This is a genomic window from Mesorhizobium sp. M0244, from assembly GCF_040321795.1.
Lineage (GTDB): Bacteria > Pseudomonadota > Alphaproteobacteria > Rhizobiales > Rhizobiaceae > Mesorhizobium.
In genome coordinates this window covers 1-21,929 of sequence record NZ_JAMYSE010000106.1, presented here as the reverse complement: position 1 = coordinate 21,929, position 21,929 = coordinate 1, and the positions used below count along the sequence as shown (strand labels likewise).

Below are 21,929 nucleotides of genomic sequence, written 5' to 3'. Positions count from 1 at the left end.
TGTCAAGTCGTTGAGCAACATGTCACGCGACATCCTGGTAAATTATTGACTTTCTCGGACTGCGATGCCAGCGCACCGCCAATAACCCGCGCCGGCATCGGCATTATCAAACTGTGAAATGTTCAGGTTCGAAAGGTCGAACTTCTCATGCCGTTGCACCGAATGAAATGGTACCGGGCCCGTCGGATGACTTTGGGTGCGAGTTTCATGGCGTTCATGGCGGGATCGGAAAGACCTTGTTAGACGCCTTTATATCTCTGCTTCCGACTCAGTCGGGTCGGAAGCATACGAGGTGGTGAACTTGAATGACACCACGTTGTAACGGTCAATTCGCAAAACTTCCAAAGTTGTCCTGCAGCTTTTGAAGCCGCTCACCGCGTTTCTTGACAAAAGGTCCCAAACGGCGGATTACTTCGTCCACGAGAAGGCCGAGAAAGGTCGTCACCGGCGCATTACTCTCCCAGAACATATCGACGTCCGTGTCAACTGGAAAAACATTGTTGGTACGTTCTTGCGCCCAGTAGCAAACGGAATCCGTGACTATAACAAGATCGACGTTGGCTTGTGAGGCCTGCCGGGCCAAGAGCATGGCCTGCTTCGCATAGCGACGGACATCCACGACGATGAGAACCGGCTTTCCGGCGTCGTCCGCGAACAGTTCGCCGTAGGTACCGCTGCCGCCATCCATGAAGCGGACACGCGGGCGAGCATATTCGAGACGCTGGGCAAAATCCATAGCTAGGCCTCTTACGCTCTGAAAGCCAGCAACATAGACGCGATCAGCCTTGCCGATCATCTCTGCAACCTGGCTGAAGCGTGCAGTGCGCGCCAACTCGTAGGTGCTGATGATAGCCTTCAATTCCAAATCAAGACTTCCAGAAAGATCGTGAGCCGCACTGTCATTCGCACTTTTCGAACGCTCTGCCGAAGTGATGCGCTCATATCTCTCTCCCACTAGCCAAGCGATCTGATGAATGGTGCTGCCCAATTCCTCCTTAAGAACGGCGAGATTCTCATAGCCGAGTGAACGCAGGAAGCGCCCCACAGTCATCGGGCTGACCTTGAGCTTGCTCGAGATCGAGGCTGCGGTCTCGAACGGAATCTCTCGGAGATGCGAGACGAGATATGCCGCGATGGCGCTTTCCGCCCGCGAGAATGTTGCTTGCCGCTCCTTGATCTTCTCGACGAAGGGGAAGGTGCTCGGCGCTGGCTGGGGCGCTTCCGTTCGTATCATGCGTTCAGTCGTCCATAGTTACGCATAACCTCCTTTACGGCATCGTGCTCGATAGCTGCAACAAGCCTGTCCTCGCGCCCCACCATGGGCTCAGCCGCCACCATCGCATTGATGATTGCCTCCTCCACGGATTGCGCCGTCGCCTCAAACAGTGTGTCGAGCCTGTTGTTCGGCAGGAAAGCGAGATTGCCGATTGCAGGCGCGACCGTCGACTCACTCATGGTTTGATTTGCCGTTGAAAAGGCAAGGCACAGATCGCCGGATCCGTCTCCAGACGCTGTTCCGGTGCGGCCGATGCCGAGTCCGGCACGTCGCGCGAGTCGTTCCAACTGGGTGGGCATGAGGGGTGCATCGGTGGCCACTACGGCGATAATCGAACCATGCTCGCCGGCCCAGAGTCGATTCGAGGTGAGGTGTTCACCAACGGGTACGCCGAGAATTTTCAACAGCGGACGAACGCCAAAGTTCGCTTGTACAAGGCACCCGACGGTATAACTCGCACCGAGCATTTCTATCACGCGGGACGACGTTCCCGTGCCTCCTTTGAACTCGAAGCAGATCATCCCAGTTCCGCCGCCAACGTTCCCCTCGGCCAAGGGGCCGCTGGAAGCGCGGTCGAGAGCCTCCATTACATGAGCGGATGTAACATGGAAGGCGTCCATGTCGTTGAGGTAGGCATCGCATGTTTCGCCCACCACGGGCAACATGAACTTATAGGCTCCCTCACCGGCCTCGGGCTTCTCGATCATCCATTGCAGGATCGACTGATGGACTGTTCCAAGGCTGTGGGTGTTAGTGATGCCGATAGGTCCCGTGAAATAACCAGCCTCCTTAATCCAGTGCGTACCGGTCATTTCACCATTTCCATTCAGCGAATGAAAGCCGGCCCAAACGGGAGCCTTTGAAGAGCCTGAGCGACCTCGTGGAAGTATTGTAGTGACTCCAGTGCGTGCCGGTCCTTTGCCAGAGGTTGACGAGTCGCTGATCACGGTCGAATAGCCTACCTCGACGCCGGCAACATCGGTAATGGCATTGAAGACGCCAGTGTTTCCGGAAAACGCCATTCCCAGGTCGCGTGCCCGCGGCTTTGCTGAAGCTTCGGACGCAAAGCGCTGAATGGGTTCCATTAGATATCCTCATTTGACGTGGCTGTTATGGTGGGGTTGTTTCGCATTATCTAGCGAGTATACCCCGCGAATGATAGGTAAATAATATTGTTTACCTAATGATATGTTTATAACATGATCGCGAGGCCGTGCAGATCGACGTCGTCGTGCCAAGGCGATAAGATCGATGGCGAGGCGCTGGTGCGCGCGTTGCTCGCCTATAAGCGGGGTGAGGCCGCGCGTGTGCGCGATGCTCAGGGTACCGCGCCCCGATGGGGAGGACCACCTTCGACGCGAGGGGGAATCTAGGCGGCGTCGCAGCGCGCGGCCGTCGCCGGTCTTAAGTTCCTCAAGCCGCGATCGCCGATCACGCCGCAGCGGTTTGTAGCCGGTGATGCCTGGGGGGGGCACAGACTCACTGCTGTGTCAAGGGAACAAAAAATCTGATGTGGGAGAGGCAGTCTCTCAATTCGACCGACAGGCTGACATCCCTAACTTCCTTCCGCTGTATGACGTCAACGTATAGAGCCATGCCTTCTGTCAGGTTTGTAGAGTTCGCGACACCGGCCTGTCGAGCCAATCCCTTTCTGCCTGCAACTAAATAGCTGAAATCCAATCACAAAAGTCTTTCTTCGCTCGATAAGCCAAATTGGCGCGATGCTTGCGACCTTCGTTACGAGCCGGCGGAAACGGCCGACCGGCATCCATGTCGCGCGTCACTGCGATGAACGGAACGACGAAAGGAGAGCTACATGTCGGCTCTACGTCAAATGCCCGTTGAATGGGAGGGGGCACGCCTCATGCGGACCCAACCTGCGCTTGACTGTATCCTGCCGCTGGCGATACGAGGGCCGCGATCTCCGTCGGGACCAGTTGCGTTGGGCCGGAAAACAGGTTCAGCGGGCGTCAATGCGCTAGACCCATCGCAACAGCACCGGTGCAACTCAGGCCCTAGCCGGTCTTCGAGAGAACTATTTGCGGCTGGTCCTTCTGCCGTCTGCTCCTCGGTACGTACTCCCGTGGCCAGAGCCGCGACGGCTTTCCGCACTGACCACGGCTCGGTGACCGGGGTGACTTACCGATCCCTTCCGCCGCTCTTCGAGCATCGCAGCGCATCGATCAAAACCCAGAGACTGAGGCCGCATAATCAAAAATGAGGGTGACCGTAGATGAGAAAAGTCATTGCCGCAAAGCTTCATGGCATCACCGCCACTGACGCGGATCTGAACTACCACGGCTCAATAACTCTGGATCCAGATCACTGCGACGAGGCAGGTATTTTTCCGCTAGAATTCGTTGAAATCTGGAACAAGGCTTCGGGCGCGCGAATCAGCACATATGTCATTTACGGTGAGAGGGGTTCTCGTTGCTGTGTGCTGAACGGGGCCGCTGCTCGCACCTGCCAAGTCGGAGACGAGTTAATCATTTGCTCCTCCGTATATGTTGAGAAGCATCAGATCGCAGAGATGAAACCGCGAGTGCTGACCTTCAACCGAGACAATTCTATCCGCGAACGCATGTTCTACGATGCTGAGGTCAGGGATGATGGAACGATCACGTTCGCCGTTCGCGAGGGTCCTCCTAGGGGCAACGCCTGGAACGTCCCGAGTCGGGCCAATCGCTGATGGCTCACGCCGTCGGACTGGCCCTGAGGAATACCGCAGAACCAGTCCTATTTAGTCCAGAGGCTCTTCGCTTCCGCGCCTAACCATAAAGCTGACCTGCAACTCATTCCGAAGGGCAATCTATGATGCAATTGGCGTTCATCTATGGCGGCCGGTCCGTTGAGCACGACTGGTCGATTGCGATGTATAATTACGTCGCTGACGTCCTCAACAATGCTCCCAACGCCGATATTTCACCGGCTTCCATCTACTACATCTCCCGATTTGGCGACCTACTCAGGCTCGTGCTGGAAGGGGGTTGCCTTCCCAAGCACGACGAGTTCGCAGCTCGCGCCGAGACGCATCCGCTTGCGTCTCTCGCTCACTTACTCAAGAGCGATGGCCTTTTCGTCTTTTCACTTCTTCAAGGCCAAGACGGAGAGGATGGCCAAATGCAGGCTCTTGCCCAATTCCACGACATTCCAGGTAGCTTTGGTGACAAGACTGCGGCCATGCTCTCAGCAGATAAATATCTGCAAGGCGTAGTTGCCAATCGACTTTGCCCTGAGTTGACTCCCATTCCGATGGTCCACGTCTCCCAAGGCAATCTCGAAGCCGGCATCGAAGAGGCCCTGCTGCATCTTGCTGGCCCGTGTGTCCTCAAACCGAACACGCTCGGAGGATCCTTCCTAACCGAGTGCACAGACGAGCTCTCGGAGGACGGCCTCCGTTCCTATTCCGAACGGATCGCTCCGTATGACCCCTCATTTCTGGTCCAGCAGCGAATTGTTGGAACAGAATACACCTGCGGCGTCTTAATCGACCGCTGTGAGATTACGGCGCTTCCGGTCGCGCGGATCAACAATCCCTCGGGCTTCCTCGGGTATGATCAGAAGACGCAGAAGGGCAGCTACTCTGTTGAATTCCACGACGTAGAGAACACCCTTCAAACTCGTATTGCCTCGATTTCCACGCGGATTGCTAGGGAGTTCAAGCTCCACACATTCGGGCGCCTCGATTTCATCGTTGAAGAGCAGCAAGGTGTTTACTTCTTTGAAGTGAATGTGGTCCCGGGGCTGACGGCAGGAAGTATCTTTCCCAAAATGCTCGCAAAAGCCGGCTTCGACCTCTGCCACATCATTCGGCTAGCTGCCTCCAATGAGATGTATCAACGGCACCGAGAAGAGACTCGTAAGGTCGAGACAAGCCGCATCCGCTATGGACTGCCACCAACAGTGGCATCCTAGTTACCATTTTTGCCTCACGGAAGTCGCTATTAGTGGAGAAGACCAATGCTCCATTGCTATTCGTTCAAGATAGCGATCGAGCTCGGCAATCTTGCCCGGAACTTCAATGAGTCGAACTCTTTGCCCTGGAGCTAGTGTTGCGGCTGTGGTCAAGGCAGACGCCTATGGATGGAACTGGGCTCGATGCGGTTACTCGTCACTTGACCTCGCATGGTTGCGCAACTTTCTTCATGGCCCATCCCCAGGAAGGAACTCAGCTCCGCCACTCTGTTGAGTATACGTTCTGAACGGACTTCTTCCTGGCACTGAGCCGGCTACAAGAGGTTCAAGCTCAAGCCGGTACCCACTTCGGAGCTTCAGGTTCGGCTTTGGAAGTTCTGCGAGCCTGGATTGGCGGAGCCGCTCTGCATCTCGACGTTAGGATTAATCGGCTCGGCTTCCGGGTCGAGGAGCTGGGCAACCCTGAGCAGGCTGATCGAAGGTCCCACACAGTATTTCGATCTTTCGATCTGATCATGAGCCACTTGGCCCGTGCCGGAATGGGCGTCCGCGATTTCTGAAACACGCATGGTGACGGGGAGAGCATGAATTATGTAAAATGGGTCGCCAGCGTCAGCCGACATAGGTCTGTAATGTCGTAGACAGGCAGCCGGGTTCTGCGGCGGACGGCGGCCGCGACACAAGGAAACCCTGTGCATTCGAGTAGCAACATCGCTATGCTAGGATGCCGAGTTCGGAGTTGCTCGATACAGGCGCCGACCTCTTGCTCGATTTGCTCGATGTCTGTTTGGACAAATGGCCGTGTCAGCGCATTTTGAAGGTACTGGCCTTCCTCGATCCCGCCGACGACCACTCGCGCCCAATCCGTAGGGTTTTCGATTCCGAACAAGTCAACTGTGCAGTACCGAGAGTCAGCCGATACTACAGCCAAGATCTGTTGGGGTGCCAACTGGCGCAGAAGAGCCGGAATAAGCAGCAGGCTTGAGGTTACGACAGGCACATCAACGGCCGCAGAGAGCGTTGCCTGATGGCGGATGAAGAAACCACAATCAGCGGAGATTACGCTGGCACCTCGTTTCACTAAGCGCCGGGCTGCTTCCACGCACGCCACGTCGAGGGATGCATCACCGCGAATGACAATATCCGCAAATGCTCCTTTGACGACTTCAGTAATCAATGGTCGGTTAAATGTCCCTGGATTTAGGAGTGACCCTTCTCGCGCAACAAGCGCCGTCCGAGACGGCGGAAGACCGTCGTCCAGCTCAAGTATTCCCAACACACCGCTGGCTCGCGAACTCATGAAAAAACCCTATCAAGTTAGATTTCGCATAACAATCACGGTCGCGCTCGAAATTCACCGTGTTGTACAGTGTGGTTGAGTTCCGAGTGTCGGTGGAGATGGCGGCGCCATTCCGTTGCCTCGTTCTTCATATCCATTATCTATCCTCCGATATGATGCACGATAACGATCCTTTTGATTAATCACGGTGGAGCGTGTGCGGAGCTCGGCTCAGTATTTTCGCGCCATACCTTGTCACAAAGGCGTTTCACTGGTTGAAGGCTGAAACGCGATGCGATCTGCAGCTGCAGTCACACGAAAAGGGGGACACCCTGCTTTGGGCCATGATCTGTGCTTTCAGCCAGACGAGCGTCCCCGAAACTGGATTCGCATGTCAAGCTCGGGACAAAGCGGGTTCGCGGGCCCCCCATTCGCAAACTTGTTGTGACCGAAGCGGTTCACGTCTGGACACCAATTGATTTCTTCGAAGTGTTGCAGTTATCGCAACTGTGTTGCATAATGTGACAGGTGCATGAACGCCTGTCAAGTGAAGCTGAGGTATCATCGATGAGTTCTGGCAAAGATTCCCCAAGCGGTCGGGACCGAGCCCCTGGTGACGTTACGACCGTGCAACGCGCATTGAATCTGCTGAAGGTTATCGGCGCGAGTGAAAGACCGATCGGCGTAAATGAGATCGCGCGCCGGCTAGGAAAGCATGTAAGCTCGGTTTCGAGGACGCTGGCGACCCTGGAACATAACAGATTCGTCGAGCGCGACGAAGAGACAGGACGCTTTGTGCTAGGAGTTGAGCTTATCGCGCTGGCGAGCAGACTTCTTGCCGAACGTGATGTGGTCCGTGTGGCGCGACCCTATCTCGAGGAACTTGCCGAGAGCACGAGAGAAACGGCCTCGCTCAGTCTTTGGAACAAGACTGAGGCTATCAACGTCGAGCATGTGCTTGGCCCCGGGTCGATCAAGCACATCGCGGCGCCAGGGCGCCGCAACCCAGCGCACTGCACGGCGAGTGGAAAAGCCATGCTATCGCAGATGCCGGGCTCAATCCTGAAAGAGGTTTTGGCGCTCGGCCTTGAAAAGTATACGGATCGGACGATTACTGAGGCGAGCGCGCTCGAACGTGAGCTGCGCTGCACTCGCGAGCGAGGATACGCGCTGAATGTGGGCGAGTTCATTCCTGAGATCGTTTCCATTGCGGCTGTCATCCACGATGGCAGGGGGAGAGTTGCGGCCGCAATTGCGGTTACAATGCCGGTTTTTCATTTTACTCAGCATAATGAAGGGCAGCTGGCGCCTGTTGTCATGAAAGCGGCGGGGACTATCTCCCGGCGTCTGGGATATGACGGTGCTCAGCCGAAATGATCAGCAAAGGAAGATGCCCAGGCGGAATTGCGTCTGCTCCCGACGGACCCTGCTCAGAATCTGCAATTTGCTCTGGCGAGCGTTGCAGCCCTAACGACTCCCAAGGAACTCTACACTCTACACTGACGGACTGGGGTGAAGGCCGCCATCGTTGAGATGGGTGGGTTGTTGGAGAAGCGGAGTTTACCGTGAGCGAAGGCGTCGGCAAGGGCCGTCAGAAACAGCCGCCGAAACAGGCGTGGCAGCACGCGCACGGGCAGAAAGAAGCCCGGCCGGCAAGCGACCCACCCTGACCTGTCGGGCGAGAGACCCCCGCCGTGCACGACGCAATGGGACATGGGGATGATGTGATGGCCTGGCCGACGACGAGGCGTTCACCCGCCATCTCGCGCGTGCTCGCCGCGTCGAATGGGTCGTTTATGCGAAGCCACCGTTCGGCGGCCCGGACCAGGTGCTCGCCTATCTCGGTCGTTACACCCATTGTGTGGCGGGACTGTCAGGAATTCTGTGCGCGAGGCCATGATGATGGAAAGGAGAGAATCATCACATGGCTATTGAGAAGGAACTCTGGACCAACTGCTTGCGGGTCGCGATCCGAATGAGGTTTTCGCCAGAGACGGGCTGCTCGACGATCTGAAGAAGGCGCTTTCGGAGCGGATTCTGAACGCCGAACTGGACGAGCACCTCGATGAGGAGCAGGCCGACGGCAACGCCAATCGCCGCAATGGCCATTCGCGGAAATCGGTGCTGACGGGCACATCGAAGATGACGTTGACGATCCCGCGCGACCGTGCCGGAACCTTCGATCCGAAGCTGATCGCGAAATATCAGCGCCGCTTCCCAGACTTCGACGAGAAGATCATCTCCATGTATGCGCGCGGCATGACGGTGCGCGAGATCCGCGGCCACCTGGAGGAGCTCTACGGCATAGACGTGTCGCCGGACCTGATCTCGGCCGTCACCGACTCTGTCCTGGAGGAAGTGGCAGAGTGGCAGAATCGCCCGCTGGATGTGGTCTATCCGCTCGTCTTCTTCGATGCCATCCGGGTCAAGATCAGGGACGAGGGCTTCGTCAGGAACAAGGCCGTCTACATCGCGCTCGGCATCCTGCCGGATGGCACGAAGGAGATCCTCGGCATCTGGATCGAGCAGACCGAGGGCGCCAAGTTCTGGCTGCGCGTCATGAACGAGTTGAAGAGTCGTGGCGTCGCCGACGTCTTGATCGCCGTCGTCGATGGCCTAAAGGGTTTTCCCGAGGCGATCAACGCCGTCTTCCCCCAAACCGTGGTTCAAACCTGCATCGTGCACCTGATCCGCCATTCCCTGGAGTTCGTGTCGTGGAAGGACCGCAAGCCCGTCGTGCCGGCGCTGCGCGATCTACCGGGCCAAGGAGGCCGAAGCCGGCATGAAGGCCCTGGAGGAATTCGAGGCCGGCTACTGGGGCCAGCGATATCCCGCGATCACTCAGAGCTGGCGGCGCAACTGGCAGCACGTCGTGCCGTTCTTCGCCTTCCCAGAAAGCGTGCGCCGGATCATCTACACGACGAATGCAATTGAGGCGTTGAATTCCAAGCTGCGCCGCGCCGTCCGCACCCGCGGACACTTCCCGAGTGACGACGCGGCGATGAAACTGCTATATCTGGTCCTGAACCATGCGGCTGAGGAATGGAAACGACCGCCGCGCGAATGGTTCGAGGCCAAGACCCAGTTCGCCGTTGTCTTCGGCGAGAGGTTCGTCAGCCAATGACGAGACCGGCCTCGCGCACAGAATTCCTGACAGTCCCTTGTGTGGCCATCGCTAACAGCCGCATCGTCGAGGCCGATGACGACATGTTGCCTTCCGATGGAAGAACTACCGGGGCAATGGCCGCGACCGTGAGAAGATCATGCGCCTTGACCCGCGCGAGTTCAACCGGCGCTTTCTTCTTCACGTGCTTCCCGCCGCCACCGCATGCGTCACTTAGGCTTTCTCCGCCAATAACCAACGACGGGATCATATCGGTCTCTGTAGGCAGCTCCTCCACTAGCCATCACCAGCAGGCGGGAAACCCCAGCCTGACAAATCCCAGCACGGGCAATCCCACGAATGCCCCGACTGCCAGCGTCCCATGCGCAGGACAGGAATCACCGTTGCGCCTGTTTCGCCGCGCCGGCCATCATCTTTCTGGTGCATACACATCATGAACTTCGACAATCCGCACCCCTTATATGCGTGCGGAACCAAGCGTCGCGTCGGCGCGCTACACAGCTCGGCCCTGGCCACACCGAAAGACCGACAGCGGGCATTGAGAGCGCAAATATCGCCGCCGATCGTCCCGCAAGCTGCTCGCGAAGGTCGCCGGATCAAGCCAAAGATTGGGTCGTGCCACCGCTGCACGCGACGAATTCGCTATCGTCGTCAAACAGCGTGCCCTACTATCTCCAGAACAGCGGCTAACCACCCGCGCCTACTTCAATCCGGCTTATGTGAGGTCGCTCGAGCTCGCCGCGACGACCGATGCGACTCACATAACCCTCCAGATTCCATTAGGTCGCGGATAGCAGTTTCACTGATGCCGCTCATGCTCTCCCGCTTGAACTCTTGGTCGCCTGTGGCGCCACGGTCTGGCCTCCTCCAGATCGCGTGCGACACGGACCAGTGTGGCCTCGTCGCCAAAGCGGCCAACAATCTGTATACCGATCGGCAGCCCCGTTGCGCTTTGTGCCAAAGGCAAAGACACCGAAGGTTGTCCGGTGACATTGAAGACACCCGTATACTGACAAATCGCAGTATCCGCCTCCACGTATTCCTCTACGGAGACCTCCGGGTTGGTCGCAGAATAGATCCCACCATGCGGCACGGCCACGATTGGCATCGTGGGGGTGAGCAGAATATCGAAGGCATTGATCGCCTCGCCCACGCGGAAACGCATTCTACGGAGGCCCTCCTGGACGTCCCGCGTATGGGAAAGGGGCAAATCGCGGCCATATCGATACCGTTTAAGCATGACCGGCTCCAAGGTGTCGGAGCTAATCGTGCGACCCATGGCTCGCGCCGCTTCTTCGAGCCAAATAGCGGTCGTCGCGGCGGAGTCAAACTTGCTGTACTCGGCCGGTTCATATATCGGCTCGATGTCCATTACTCTGTGCCCCATCTCCTCGAGGAGCGTCGCCGTCGATTCGACGGCATGCAGCACTTCAGGCTCGAGGTCGATCACGCCCCAACTCGTTCTCGAGACCCCAACCCGCAGACCGCCCGTGGGCTGTGAGAGCTCCTCCACATAGGAACGGTTCGGCTGGACGATGATGAATGGATCGCCGGGATGGGGACCAGAAAAGACATCCAAGGCGGCTGCCATGTCGCGCACAGTCCGACATAGAACAAAGTCGCGGCTGAGACCAGAACCCGCGTCCTGCCTGTTCGGGCCACCGGAAACACGTCCTCGGGACGGGTTCAGTCCGACAAGGCCGCACCAGGACGCCGGTATGCGAGTTGACCCGCCACCGTCACTGCCATGCGCAATCGGAGTGATGCCGGCGGCCACCGCCGCTGCTGCTCCCCCTGAGGAGCCTCCCGCCGAGCGGTCCAAATTCCATGGATTGCCGGTGATGCCATTGAGAATTGATTCCGTCATCACTGTAGATCCAAGCTCGGGCGTCGTTGTTCTGCCTAGAGTGCGAAGCCCGGCCTCGCGCGCGCGACGAAAAAAATAGCTGTCCGTGTCGGAGCGGCAGCCTTTGAAAAGACGGCTTCCATTTTCCTGGAGGCGGCCAGCTTCGCTGGCCCCAATATCCTTGCGAAGGAAAGGCACGCCATGGAAGAGCCCTCCATTCGCGCCGGCAACGGTCTCAGCATCTTCGTAAAATTCGATCACGGCGTTGATGCGGGGATTGACCTTGTCGTGTGCCTCGCGGGCCAAACGCGCAAGTTCCAGAGCAGTCACTTCGCCAGCGCTCACGAGGGAGGCCAAACCGGTCGCATCGTACTCTACGTACTCACTTAGCTTCATTTCAGCAATCTTTCTCCGTTTGCTGGTCGAGCGACAGCACGCCCACGCGCGACTACGAATTGTGGCGTTCAACTCTGGACATCAATCCACTTCTCCGGCATGTGTTGCAATTAATGCAACTATGTTGCGCAATGTGACAGTAGCATGAACGCCTGTCAAGTGAAGCTGAGTTGTCATCGACGCGTTCTCAGATTCCCTAAGCGATTGCGAGCGAGCGCCTGGGGGAGGTTACGGCCACCGTGCATTATTGGGACATTTGTGGACGCCCCGTTGAATGCAAGACTGCCGATTCCGAGGCCTGTCGCCCGTGTTCCGAAATGATCTCGAGATGATGCTGCCCCGCGGTGGGCAGGAATGTGTTGGTGCGTTCGATTTGTCGCGCTGAGGCTGCCAGGTTTTCCTAGCCATTGGCGGGCGACAGGTCGTACTCGACCTTTCTCTCTTCAGCGATAGCATTCTGGCTCCGTAGAAAAACCAATAATGTCGAAGAGCCCTCTTATCTCCAAGCTTTGGCCGCCGATCGTGCGCTCGCGCCAACAAATAGCGCGGTCGCCCGAGATTTTCTCAATTTCCGCTTCTGTGATGGTGGGGTGTCGCTTGCGCAATTGCGTGCCGTCATCCGACGCTCACTCAAAAGGGCTGGGATCGACGCTCGCACAATGGGGAACGCATCAGTTCCGACATGGGCTCGCCTCAGAGATGGTGCGTGGCGGCGCCTCGTTGGGTGAGATCGGTGAAGTTCTGGGCCACCGTCAGCAAGGCGGCCCTCACCGGGCCTCACCGGGCCTCACCGGCTTTCAATTACCCACATCGTCGGCGGCCCTATTGCCGCGTATGAATCTGCCGTGATTCTGTCTCTGACGCCGAATCACGGAGGCGTCACGGATGCGAGACAAGACCAGCAGCGGCGAAGCCGCTTGGCAGGAGGAAGAGCTTTCTGTGGCGGCCCTTCCCGACAAGCGTCTGGCCCGTCGGCTGCAACGGTTGCTGGATCAGCTGTCAGCTGCGGCAAGCCAATCCCGGCGGCCTGCGGCGACTGGGCGGCGGAGGCGGCCTACCGCTTCTTTGACAACCCGCGTGTGACCGAACATGGCGTTCTCGCCGGCCATTTCGCCGCGACCGCGGCGCGCGTCGCGGCGAGCGAAGGTCCGATCCTTATCCTACAGGACACGACCGAATTTATCTACGGCCGCGCGCAGCCGGGCAAAATCGGCTTCACCAAGACCATCAACGCCGGGCGCTACAAGGCTGGGCAGCCGAACGTGCTGACCTTATGCGGGATGCTGATGCATTCGAGCTTGGCCGTCACCCTCACCGGCATACCCCTCGGTCTGACGGCGGTGAAATTCTGGACACGAACGAAGTTCAAGGGAACGCTCGCGCTCAAGCGGCACATCAATCCCACGCGCGCCCCGATCGAGACGAAAGAGAGCTACCGCTGGCTGGAGAACCTGCGCCAGTCCATCGCGCTCGTTGGCGCGCCCGAGCGCTGCGTGCATGTGGGTGACCGGGAGAGCGATATCTACGAGCTCTATTGCACCGCGCAGGACCTCGGTACCAGCTTCCTCGTGCGGGTGCAGACGAACAGGCTGGCCGAGCGGCCTGCCGATGCTGCCCCGCACGATCCTGCTCATCGCGTCTTCGCCAACTTGCGGCGGCGCCTTGGGCGGGACGTCATCGCATTACGGTCGATCAGAACGAGGCGACCCGGCTGCAGGTGAAGTTCGCCGCCATCAACACCTTGCCGCCCGTGGCAAGCAAAAGCGCTACAGTCCGCAGGTTCTGACTTACATCCACGCCCTCGAAGAGGACCCGCCGCCCGGTCGCGAGCCGATCGACTGGAAGCTGGTGACCAACTTGCTGGTCGAAGATCTCTCCGTAGCGGCCGAAAAGCTCGGCTGGTACGCCCTGCGCTGGAAGGCAGAGGTTTCCACAAGGTCATGAAGTCCGGCTGCCGTGCGGAGGAGGCAAGGCTCGAGACCGCCGAGAGGCTGGCCAAGTTCCTCGCCCTCATCGCGGTGGTCAGTTGGCGCATATTCTTCGTCACTATGTCGGCGCGTGCCAAGCCAGACGCCGCGCCCGCCAGCGTTCTCACCGTCGCCGAGATCACTGCGCTCGACCAGATCGACGCGTCCCGAACGCGACCACGCGTCCAACGGCCACGCTCGCCGCCTACCTGCTGCAATCGCCATGCTTGGCGGCTATCTCGCCCGCAAACATGCTGGCGCGGCATGACCCGCTTGCACGACATCGCCTTCGGCATCTCCATTGGATCAAGCCGACGATGTGGGTAATTGAAAGCCTCACCGGAGGGGTACACCGTTCTGTTCAGATCGTCATCAACTCCCCTTGCAATGCAAAGAACACATGACCCCAAATACGCATGCTGAAGAAGTGGAGTGACCGCATCTACCCTTCGTCGATCCCGATCTCGATCCTGTCTAACCCAACCACCATGATGCGGGCGGACGTGATCGGTTACGAGAGATGGGATCGGACACCTTCACGGTGGCGCTCGATGCCGCGACACCTGAGCTGTTCGATCGCAACCCCGTGAAGCGGCGTACAGTCGCCGCACAGCTGGAAGAAGTACTGGAAAGTACTGATGGGCGCCACCCACGTATTCGGGCCGCAGAAGTTCGGCGCCCATATCATCGTCGACATGGGTGCAACCGAGGTCGACCTGCCGGTGGTGCAGCGCCTCGTCGATCTCGGCGGCCATTCGCACATGTTCTGCTTGTTTCCTGGGAAAGGATCGCTGATGGACCATCTCCCGGCCAACCCGCGCGACCAGTGGGGAGTGCAGCTGGGCCGTTATCGCACTGATTAGTGAGATGCACTGGCTCGCAGAAATGGCGCAAACCGACAGGCGAGGTGAGCCTCCAATCCGAGTTCCTCCCTGGCGCCGCGTTTTGCCGATTTACGGCCTGACAAGCAGCTCGCCAACTTTCTTCACGTCCAAATCCAACCGTTGCAACAGATCCTTCAAATAAGTTTACAGGATCTTTGCGACCGCAAATCGCTGACGAAGATACGCTCACGGCAAGGTCTGAGTCAGGCACGGCCGAAAAAAGTAGATGCCGATTTAGGCTCGAACCGTCACACAGCACGCAACGGAGGTCAATGGCAATGGCAAAAAGAGCGCTCATTATGGTGGAAGGATCAAGGGGTAATGGTCCGCTATACGTCCAAGCGGCCCAGCGTCTTGGTCTTTATCCAATTATCCTGGCGGCGAATCCAACTCAATACGACTATCTTGCGGGGAACGGGATCGAGGCAATCCGTATCGATACAGGCGATCTCGATGCGCTGATCCGCGAATGTTCCCGGTTGCGTGAGAGCTATGACATTGCCGGCATTACTGGCTTTGCGGGCGACGACGAGTCGGTCTCTGCGACAGTTGGCAAGCTCTGCCGGCATTTCGATCTACCGGGACCGAACCCGTCATCGATTGAACGGTGCTGCGACAAATTCCTTCAACGTCAGCTCCTTGCAGAGGCCGGCGTTCCAATACCGGCTTATCGCTTGGCCGAGACGGCGACGGATGTAGAACGCTCAGCCGCAGAGATCGGCCTGCCGGTGATAGTTAAGCCAGCCGTAGGCATTGGCAGCTTCGGTGTTCGACTGTGCCGCAACGTCGACGAGCTAGCCGAACATACAACCTATCTGTTGGGAGGGAAGCACCCGTGGCGGTCTTCGCCAAGGATACTGGTCGAAGAATTCGCACAAGGTCCACACTACTGCGCTAACATAATGGGAAATGAGGTCATTGCTATTGCCGCCGCTGAGTTTGGCCCTCCACCGCATTTCGTCTTTCGTGAATACACCTTTCCGGCCCCGCTGACTGATGACGCGGATAAACGCATCACTGATGTTTCGTTGAGCTGTTTGCCAGCTCTCGGCCTTGGCTGGGGGCCAACCTGCATTGAATTCCGGTGGATGAACCGCGGTCCAGTCGTCATTGAAGTCAATCCGCGTATGCCGGGTGGTGGTGATCCTAAACTGATTCAGCTGGCTTATGGTGTCGATCTCGCCACCGAGCACCTCAAGCTTGTCATCGGCGAGGAATGGGATTTGCGCAAAAGGCATTCGCAGACTGTGGCCGCGCGGAACCTGATTCCTGATTGCGATGGCACCCTCGATTGGATCGATGGCGGCGATCGGGCGGCTGCCGTACCAGGTGTCGCCGAGGTCAAATTGTACGTTAAACCCAAGATGCCGATCGTCAGGAAGGGCGACTACCGAGACCGCATCGGACATGTCATTGCCACTTCACCCAGCCGTGCTCAGACTGCGGCAATACTGCAGCGTGCCGTCGACTTAATTAATTGGTCGATCGCACCTTTTCCGACCCCGGGCGAACAGGAATAATCTGCAGTCCCTACTGCCCTGCACCAGCGCAGTTGGTGCCAGCTTGTCGCCGCGTTTGCGAAACAGCCAACCTTCAGGCTTACCACCTCTGATGCGCGCAGGCCTGCGGCATAGGCGGTGATCAACGCGGTGCGTCCCTTCAGTGATGGCACCGCCCTCGAGAAAGCGCACCACCTCGTCTGCGCTCAATATCGCTGGCAGCTTGCGCGGCGTGCGGGAAGGAAATTCGCTCGGGAATCTTCGCCTATCAGGCGCGTCTCAGGGGCTACTCCTCCAAACACTCCCTGTCCCGCGTCAGCGGGTTATTTCAATGCCTTCGATTCCAATTTTAAGGACGACTCTAAAGCTGTGTGGTGTCGTCTTGCCGACCTTCAGCCCGAAGCGCGCAAGATGCCGTGCAGACCGTTCCATCCCGCAGCGGATTCAACGAGCTTGCGCGCCGTCGACACCGCCCGCACCTCATAGGCGGCCAACGACTTTTATGCACCGGCCGAAACGGACGCGTCGCGCGGTCGTGCCCGCCAGTTAGCTCGACGCGATCAGTGCGTTGGGGCCACCGTGCGCCGCTGATAGGCGTGCAGGGCCTTGCTCTTCCATTCCACCGTCTTGTCCTCGCCGGCCTCGAGGCGCGCCCGCGGAACAGTGATCTTGGTGCCGAAAGTCCCCGTTAGCGTATGCGTCCGGCTGCCGTGGCGGTGGCCGGCGACACCGGGGGTCTCATCACTGCGCGCAGTTGTGTGCGTCAAGTTCTGCAAAATGGCGTGGCATTGCGGTGACGTCGGCGTGTCCGCCGCGCAGCCCCCGTGTTTAGCGGAGCGGCGGACACATGACGGTGCTCAGGCGGCCAAGGCCCTCAGGCTCTCCTTCTTGTGCTCGCGCAGATGATCCATGTTGAGATAGCGGGTCGCCTCGAGCCAGTTCTCGTGGATCTCCACCGCCAATGCCCGAACCAGCCGCAGACAGCTCCGCGGGTTGGGGAAGATGCGAACGACCAGGGTGCGCCGCTTGATCTCCTGGTTCAGCCGCTTCAGCATGTTCGTCGACTTCATGTGCTTGTGGTGAGCTAGCGGCAGCCGATAGAAGCTCAGCGTCTCCTCGATGTTATCTTCCACCCAGTTGACCAGCTTCGGGTATTTGGCCTGCCATTTGGCGATCCACTGCGCCAGGTCGCGTTTGACCTCGGCAAGGTCGCGCCGGTCGTAGAACCATCTGAGCTCCATCAGGCAATCGTCGTCGACCTTGCGCGGCACGTAGTCGAGCGCGTTTCTGAGGAAGTGCACGTAGCAGCGCTGCCAGACCGCTTCGGGCAGCACTTCGCGGATTGCCGCCCTGAGCCCCGGATGGTCGTCGGAGACGACGAACTCGACGCCGGCGAGCCCGCGATTCTTGAGCCCCGTCACGAACTCGCGCCAGCTCGAATGGCTCTCCCGGTTGGCCAGCTCCACGCCCAGAACCTGGCGACGGGCGCGCCCTCATGCTCGAAGCCGACGATCAAATCATCGGCATAGCGCACGATGATCATGTCGCCGGTGGCCTCGCGCTGTCGCCAGCGCTGAGCCCACAGGTCGAAGACGTAGTGCAGGTAGATGTTGGCCAGAAGCGGCGAAATCACCGAGCCTTGACCCGTTCCCCTGTCATCCACAGTCACGATCCCGTCTTCGAGGATGCCCGCCTTCAACCATTTCTGAATCAGGCGGATGATGCGCTTGTCGCCGATCCTGTGTTCCAGGAAGCGTACGAGCCAATTCTGGCTGACGCTCCCGAAAAAGTTCTGGATATCGGCGTCCAAAATCCAGTTCACCTTCCGCTTGTCGATCGCCACGCACAGGGCGTCCAACGCATCGTGCGGCCCTCGTCCGGGTCGGAACCCGTAGGAGAAACCACAGAAGTCGCCTTCATAGATGGCATTGAGCACCATGACGGTCGCACCCTGAACGATCTTGTCTTCCAGGGCGGAAATCGCCAGCGGCCGCTGCCTTCCATCCGCCTTCGGTATAAACGTCCGGCGAGACGGTTGCGGTCGGTACGCTCCCCTATGAACCCGTCTGTGCAGATCCCTGAGCCGAGGCTCAAGGTCTGTCTCGTAGTCCTGCCACGTCATGCCATCCACCCCGGGAGCGGCCTTGCGCTTAAGCGCGTAGAATGCCGTCCGAAGCGTGTCGACATTGATATGGTGGAAGAGCGCGGTGAACCGTTCCTTCTTCCTCAGCCTTGCGGCTTGCCGTACGCGATCCAGCGACTGGGACATGCGAGCCCGGCTCTGTGTCCGGTGCATGCGTTGCTGTTCCGCGTTCCCCTTGGTCTCCGGCCTTGGCTCCACCAACTCCGCCACCGGTCGCCCGGCTTTGTTCGTCGGCTTCACGGCTACTATGCCGGAGTCAGACTTCTCCTGTCCGTTCATCATCGGCTTCAGCTCCTCGCCTTCCCGATGCGGACCGACACGGCTATCGCCACCCGGCCGGACAGGAGATCTCCCAGGTTCCAACGTGTTCCTTGCGGGCGTGATGTGGCCTTAGACCTCGGCAGAGCGTCAGCACCTCGCATAGCGGTGCCGCACATATTGCCTTCGGCGGCCATGACGACCTCGGCCTCTGCGATATCACTAATTTGGTGGTTCATTCCCACACCCCACCCGCTTGCTGTGTACGCTTCGACCCGTGTCGTCGCCGACACGGCCGCAACACTCACTACCGGGCGGGCGCTACCCCTTACCCGGGCCGGACTTACACCGGCTGGAAACACGCCAGCTTCCTGGCGCTCCATGGCGTAGTCTCCTGTCCGGCACCGGAAGGCCGGATGCTTCGAGGTTTGACACCCCGGAGACTTCGCCAACTTTCAATTCCAACCACTTCCCAGAAAGCACCCCGGGCCATCGATAGCTGTCGGGTTGTCGGGTATGAGACACGGTAGTGTTCGGATTGGCTTCCTGCGGAGCTCTCATTTAAATCTTTGATGAGTAAGCAGAATATTATTTCTGCGGCTCTTTCTGCGCAGTTGGCACGACTTTTGAGACCCATCGTCACGAGGCGGCAGAGGCTGCCAGCCGATAATTCATGTCGTGGGTCATATCGCAATCGATGGAAGGAAGGAAGAAGCAGCATGTCAGGTCCGCGCCAGATCGCATTCGGTGGGGCTATCGGTAAATCCACACCTCCCAAAATACGCTTGCCGCTCTGTCAGCTTCAGGCAGAACTGTCTTGATCGTCGGCTGCGAGCCAAGGCACGGGCAACGAGGTGGACAGTGGCGCCAATAAGTGCAGTGCGCGGCAGCATTCAGGGAACGAAGCCCGATTTCACGGCAGCCTATAATCGCAAGTGGCCGCATGCCTATTTTCGCGCGCATTTGGCCCTGGACTATATGATTCCAGATCGGGCCGAGCCAGTCTTCGAAAGGATTTTCGCGGACTATCGACGCGTTCGAAACAAGTCTAGGTTGAAGATCATCGATATCGGTTGTTCCTATGGTGTCAACGCTGCTTTACTGCGCACCGATCTCGATCTCGACGATCTGTATGCTGCCTATCTGAAAGCCAGCGGATCGCTCTCGCGCCGACAGGAGATCGAGCATCGCGCTTTCTTCCGCGATCGCGGCCTCCGTGATGACATTCAGTTCGTCGGCGTGGATCCATCATTCCGGGCTGTTAGATATGCAAAGAATATGGGGTTACTGGAGGCGGGCATCACGGCGGATTTGGAAACCCGTGACTTGACCGTCAATGAACGTTGCGTCCTCGCGGGTGCGGACATCATCATCAGCACGGGCTGTGTGGGTTATGCAACGGAGCGGACCTTTGCACGCGTGTATGAGGCCTCGGCGACGTCACGCCCGTGGGTCGTCGCCTTTGTGATGCATCCCTTCAGCTATGACGACATCGCCGCAGCTCTTCGGGGTTTCGCCTTGGAAACCAAGGTCGCAGACCGGTTTAGACAACGCCAGCGCCGCTTCTCCACACCAACGGAACGGCAGGCAATACTGAAAGCTATGGCCAAACTCGGTATGGAGGATCGCCTAGAGCGTACGACCGGCTATATCTACGCGTCCTGCTACATCTCCGCACCGTCACGCGAAGCGCTCTGAACCGGTCATGGACAACTGCTCACAACCCACTACCTACGTTGATTGCGTTCGCACCCCTCCGAGATTCAAAAGGCGCTCCGTGCCACACCACTGGTGACCAAAACGTCGCAACGAATCCTTCAAAATACTTTGCTGAATCTTTGCAACCGCAGTTCACTGACAATGGTACATTCAATGCGGAGGTCAGGCACGGGTAAATAGCTGATGCCTGTTCCCGATCAGACGCCACACAGCATTGCAACGGAGGGTTAGTAGCAATGGCAAAAAGAGCGCTCATCATGGTTGAAGGCCATAGGAGTATTGGTTTGCTATACGTGAAAGCGGCCCGGCATCTTGGGCTCAATCCAATTACCCTGTCGGCCAAGCCAACCCAGTACGACTATCTTGCAGAGGAAAGGCTTGAGGCAATCCGTGTCGATACAGACGATCTCGACGCGCTGATCCGCGAATGTAACCGGCTGCGTGAGACCTGTGGCATTGCTGGCATTACTGGCTTTTCGGGCGACGATGAGTCGATCTATGCGACAGTTGGCAAGCTCTGCCGGCATTTCAATCTACCGGGACCGGACCCCGCATCGATCGAACGATGCTTTGACAAATTCGTTCAACGTCAGCTCCTCGCGGAGGCCGGCGTTCCAATACCTGCTTATCGCTTGGCAGCGAATGCGACGGAAGTAGAAAGTTCTGCCGCACAGATCGGCCTGCCAGTGGTTCTCAAGCCAGCCGTCGGCAGCGGCAGCATCGGTGTCCGACTGTGCCGCAATGTTGATGAGTTGGCCGAACACACGTGTTACCTGTTGGGCGGGAAACACATATGGCGGTCTTCGCCGAGGATACTGGTCGAAGAATTCGCACAGGGGCCATTCTATGGCGCTGACATAATGGGAAATGAGGTCATTGGAATTGAGGCCGGCGACTTCGGCCCCCCGCCGCATTTCGTCTTTCGTCATTTGACCTGCCCGGCCCCCCTGACTGGTGACGAGCATAGGCGTATCGCCGATGTTTCGCTGAGCTGTTTGCCAGCTCTTGGTCTTGGCTGGGGGCCAACGACTGTTGAACTTCGGTGGACGAAGCGTGGCCCAGTTGTCATTGAAGTCAATCCGCGGCTTGCGGGTGGGACCAGTCCGCGGCTGGTTCAAGCGGCTTACGGGATTGATCTCATCACTGAGCACATCAAACTTGTCATCGGCGAGGAATGGGACTTGCGCAGGAGGCATTCGCGGGTTGCTGCCTCGCAGTGCCTCGATGCTGATAGCGATGGCATCCTCGATTGGATCGGTGGCGTCAGCCGGGCCGCTGCTGTACCAGGTGTCGCCGAGGTGAAATTGTACATTAAACCTAAGACGCCGATCGTCAGGAAAGGCGACTACCGAGACCGCATCGGACATGTCATTGCCACTTCACCCAGCCGTGCTCAGACTGCGGCCATACTTCAGCGTGCCGTCGACTTAATTAGTTGGTCGATCGCACCGACCCCGGGCGAACAGGAATAATCTGCGGTCGCCTACTCCTCCGCACCGGCGCATTTCACAGTTTAATAATGCCGATCCCGGCGCGGGTTATTGGCGGTGCGCTGGCATCGCAGTCCGAGAAAGTCAATAATTTACCAGGATGTCGCGTGACATGTTGCTCAACGACTTGACA

13 protein-coding genes and 10 pseudogenes are annotated in these 21,929 nt (G+C 58.3%); 14 read left to right on the top strand and 9 right to left on the bottom strand.

The genetic code is table 11. The features are described from left to right. Nucleotides 1-325 precede the first annotated feature (325 nt). Complete coding sequence (locus NKJ08_RS33610) at nt 326-1,234, bottom strand: MurR/RpiR family transcriptional regulator (RefSeq protein WP_352785437.1); 909 nt, start codon at nt 1,232-1,234, stop codon at nt 326-328. Further along, on the bottom strand, nt 1,231-2,361 hold the full coding sequence (locus tag NKJ08_RS33605) for a DmpA family aminopeptidase (RefSeq protein WP_352785434.1): 1,131 nt from the start codon (nt 2,359-2,361) through the stop codon (nt 1,231-1,233). Before NKJ08_RS33605 ends, NKJ08_RS33610 begins: the two co-directional genes overlap by 4 nt. A gap of 136 nt (nt 2,362-2,497) precedes the next feature. Between NKJ08_RS33605 and NKJ08_RS39160 the strand changes: the two are divergent. The 3 genes and pseudogenes from NKJ08_RS39160 to NKJ08_RS33595 form a co-directional block, all read left to right on the top strand. Then, nucleotides 2,498-2,725, top strand: a pseudogene (locus NKJ08_RS39160) (hypothetical protein); the annotation flags it as partial. Between the two features lie 784 nt (nt 2,726-3,509). Next, entirely contained in the window at nt 3,510-3,965 is a 456-nt protein-coding gene (gene panD / locus NKJ08_RS33600; RefSeq protein WP_352785431.1) for an aspartate 1-decarboxylase, read from the top strand. 122 nt (nt 3,966-4,087) lie between these two features. Further along, complete coding sequence (locus NKJ08_RS33595) at nt 4,088-5,191, top strand: D-alanine--D-alanine ligase family protein (RefSeq protein ID WP_352785428.1); 1,104 nt, start codon at nt 4,088-4,090, stop codon at nt 5,189-5,191. Nucleotides 5,192-5,780: 589 nt separating this feature from the next. Here NKJ08_RS33595 and NKJ08_RS33590 read toward each other — a convergent pair. Continuing rightward, entirely contained in the window at nt 5,781-6,368 is a 588-nt protein-coding gene (locus NKJ08_RS33590; RefSeq protein ID WP_352785425.1) for an aspartate/glutamate racemase family protein, read from the bottom strand. Nucleotides 6,369-7,037: 669 nt separating this feature from the next. Between NKJ08_RS33590 and NKJ08_RS33585 the strand changes: the two genes are divergently transcribed. Then, nucleotides 7,038-7,847, top strand: a complete 810-nt coding sequence (locus tag NKJ08_RS33585; RefSeq protein WP_352785422.1) for an IclR family transcriptional regulator — start codon at nt 7,038-7,040, stop codon at nt 7,845-7,847. Nucleotides 7,848-8,014: 167 nt separating this feature from the next. Here NKJ08_RS33585 and NKJ08_RS33580 read toward each other — a convergent pair. Next, a pseudogene (locus NKJ08_RS33580) lies at nt 8,015-8,198 on the bottom strand (transposase); the annotation flags it as partial. Between the two features lie 4 nt (nt 8,199-8,202). On the opposite strand from NKJ08_RS33580, the pseudogene NKJ08_RS33575 reads away from it, so the two are divergent. From NKJ08_RS33575 to NKJ08_RS33565, 3 pseudogenes are all read left to right on the top strand, one after another. Next, nucleotides 8,203-8,337 (top strand): annotated as a pseudogene (locus NKJ08_RS33575) (transposase); the annotation flags it as partial. Nucleotides 8,338-8,394: 57 nt separating this feature from the next. After that, nucleotides 8,395-9,594: pseudogene (locus NKJ08_RS33570) on the top strand (IS256 family transposase). Nucleotides 9,595-9,635: 41 nt separating this feature from the next. Further along, a pseudogene (locus NKJ08_RS33565) lies at nt 9,636-9,787 on the top strand (transposase); the annotation flags it as partial. Between the two features lie 606 nt (nt 9,788-10,393). Here NKJ08_RS33565 and NKJ08_RS33560 read toward each other — a convergent pair. Beyond that, a complete protein-coding gene (locus NKJ08_RS33560; protein ID WP_352785419.1) occupies nt 10,394-11,836 on the bottom strand; it encodes an amidase in 1,443 nt (480 codons plus the stop codon). Nucleotides 11,837-12,721: 885 nt separating this feature from the next. Here NKJ08_RS33560 and NKJ08_RS33555 point away from each other — a divergent pair. The 4 genes and pseudogenes from NKJ08_RS33555 to NKJ08_RS33540 all read left to right on the top strand — a co-directional run. Then, nucleotides 12,722-12,858 (top strand): annotated as a pseudogene (locus NKJ08_RS33555) (transposase DNA-binding-containing protein); the annotation flags it as partial. 57 nt (nt 12,859-12,915) lie between these two features. Next, complete coding sequence (locus NKJ08_RS33550) at nt 12,916-13,557, top strand: hypothetical protein (RefSeq protein WP_352785440.1); 642 nt, start codon at nt 12,916-12,918, stop codon at nt 13,555-13,557. Between the two features lie 884 nt (nt 13,558-14,441). Then, nucleotides 14,442-14,666, top strand: coding sequence for a radical SAM protein (locus NKJ08_RS33545; protein WP_352785416.1), 225 nt, complete (start codon nt 14,442-14,444; stop codon nt 14,664-14,666). 299 nt (nt 14,667-14,965) lie between these two features. After that, entirely contained in the window at nt 14,966-16,207 is a 1,242-nt protein-coding gene (locus tag NKJ08_RS33540) for an ATP-grasp domain-containing protein (protein WP_352785413.1), read from the top strand. A gap of 68 nt (nt 16,208-16,275) precedes the next feature. On the opposite strand, the pseudogene NKJ08_RS33535 reads toward NKJ08_RS33540, so the two are convergent. The 4 genes and pseudogenes from NKJ08_RS33535 to NKJ08_RS39150 form a co-directional block, all read right to left on the bottom strand. Next, a pseudogene (locus NKJ08_RS33535) lies at nt 16,276-16,451 on the bottom strand (tyrosine-type recombinase/integrase); the annotation flags it as partial. 284 nt (nt 16,452-16,735) lie between these two features. Next, a pseudogene (locus NKJ08_RS33530) lies at nt 16,736-16,917 on the bottom strand (IS256 family transposase); the annotation flags it as partial. 126 nt (nt 16,918-17,043) lie between these two features. Continuing rightward, nucleotides 17,044-17,670 (bottom strand): annotated as a pseudogene (locus NKJ08_RS39155) (IS256 family transposase); the annotation flags it as partial. Continuing rightward, on the bottom strand, nt 17,604-18,308 hold the full coding sequence (locus NKJ08_RS39150; protein ID WP_502906371.1) for a reverse transcriptase domain-containing protein: 705 nt from the start codon (nt 18,306-18,308) through the stop codon (nt 17,604-17,606). The gene NKJ08_RS39150 and the pseudogene NKJ08_RS39155, both read right to left, overlap by 67 nt. Nucleotides 18,309-19,306: 998 nt before the next feature. Here NKJ08_RS39150 and nifH point away from each other — a divergent pair. The 3 genes and pseudogenes from nifH to NKJ08_RS33515 all read left to right on the top strand — a co-directional run. After that, nucleotides 19,307-19,428: pseudogene (gene nifH / locus NKJ08_RS39145) on the top strand (nitrogenase reductase); the annotation flags it as partial. Nucleotides 19,429-19,448: 20 nt separating this feature from the next. Next, a complete protein-coding gene (locus tag NKJ08_RS33520; RefSeq protein ID WP_352785410.1) occupies nt 19,449-20,285 on the top strand; it encodes a hypothetical protein in 837 nt (278 codons plus the stop codon). Nucleotides 20,286-20,542: 257 nt separating this feature from the next. Continuing rightward, the gene (locus NKJ08_RS33515) at nt 20,543-21,778 is read left to right on the top strand and encodes an ATP-grasp domain-containing protein (RefSeq protein ID WP_352785407.1); all 1,236 of its coding nucleotides are present in this window, start codon (nt 20,543-20,545) and stop codon (nt 21,776-21,778) included. Nucleotides 21,779-21,929: the final 151 nt, after the last annotated feature.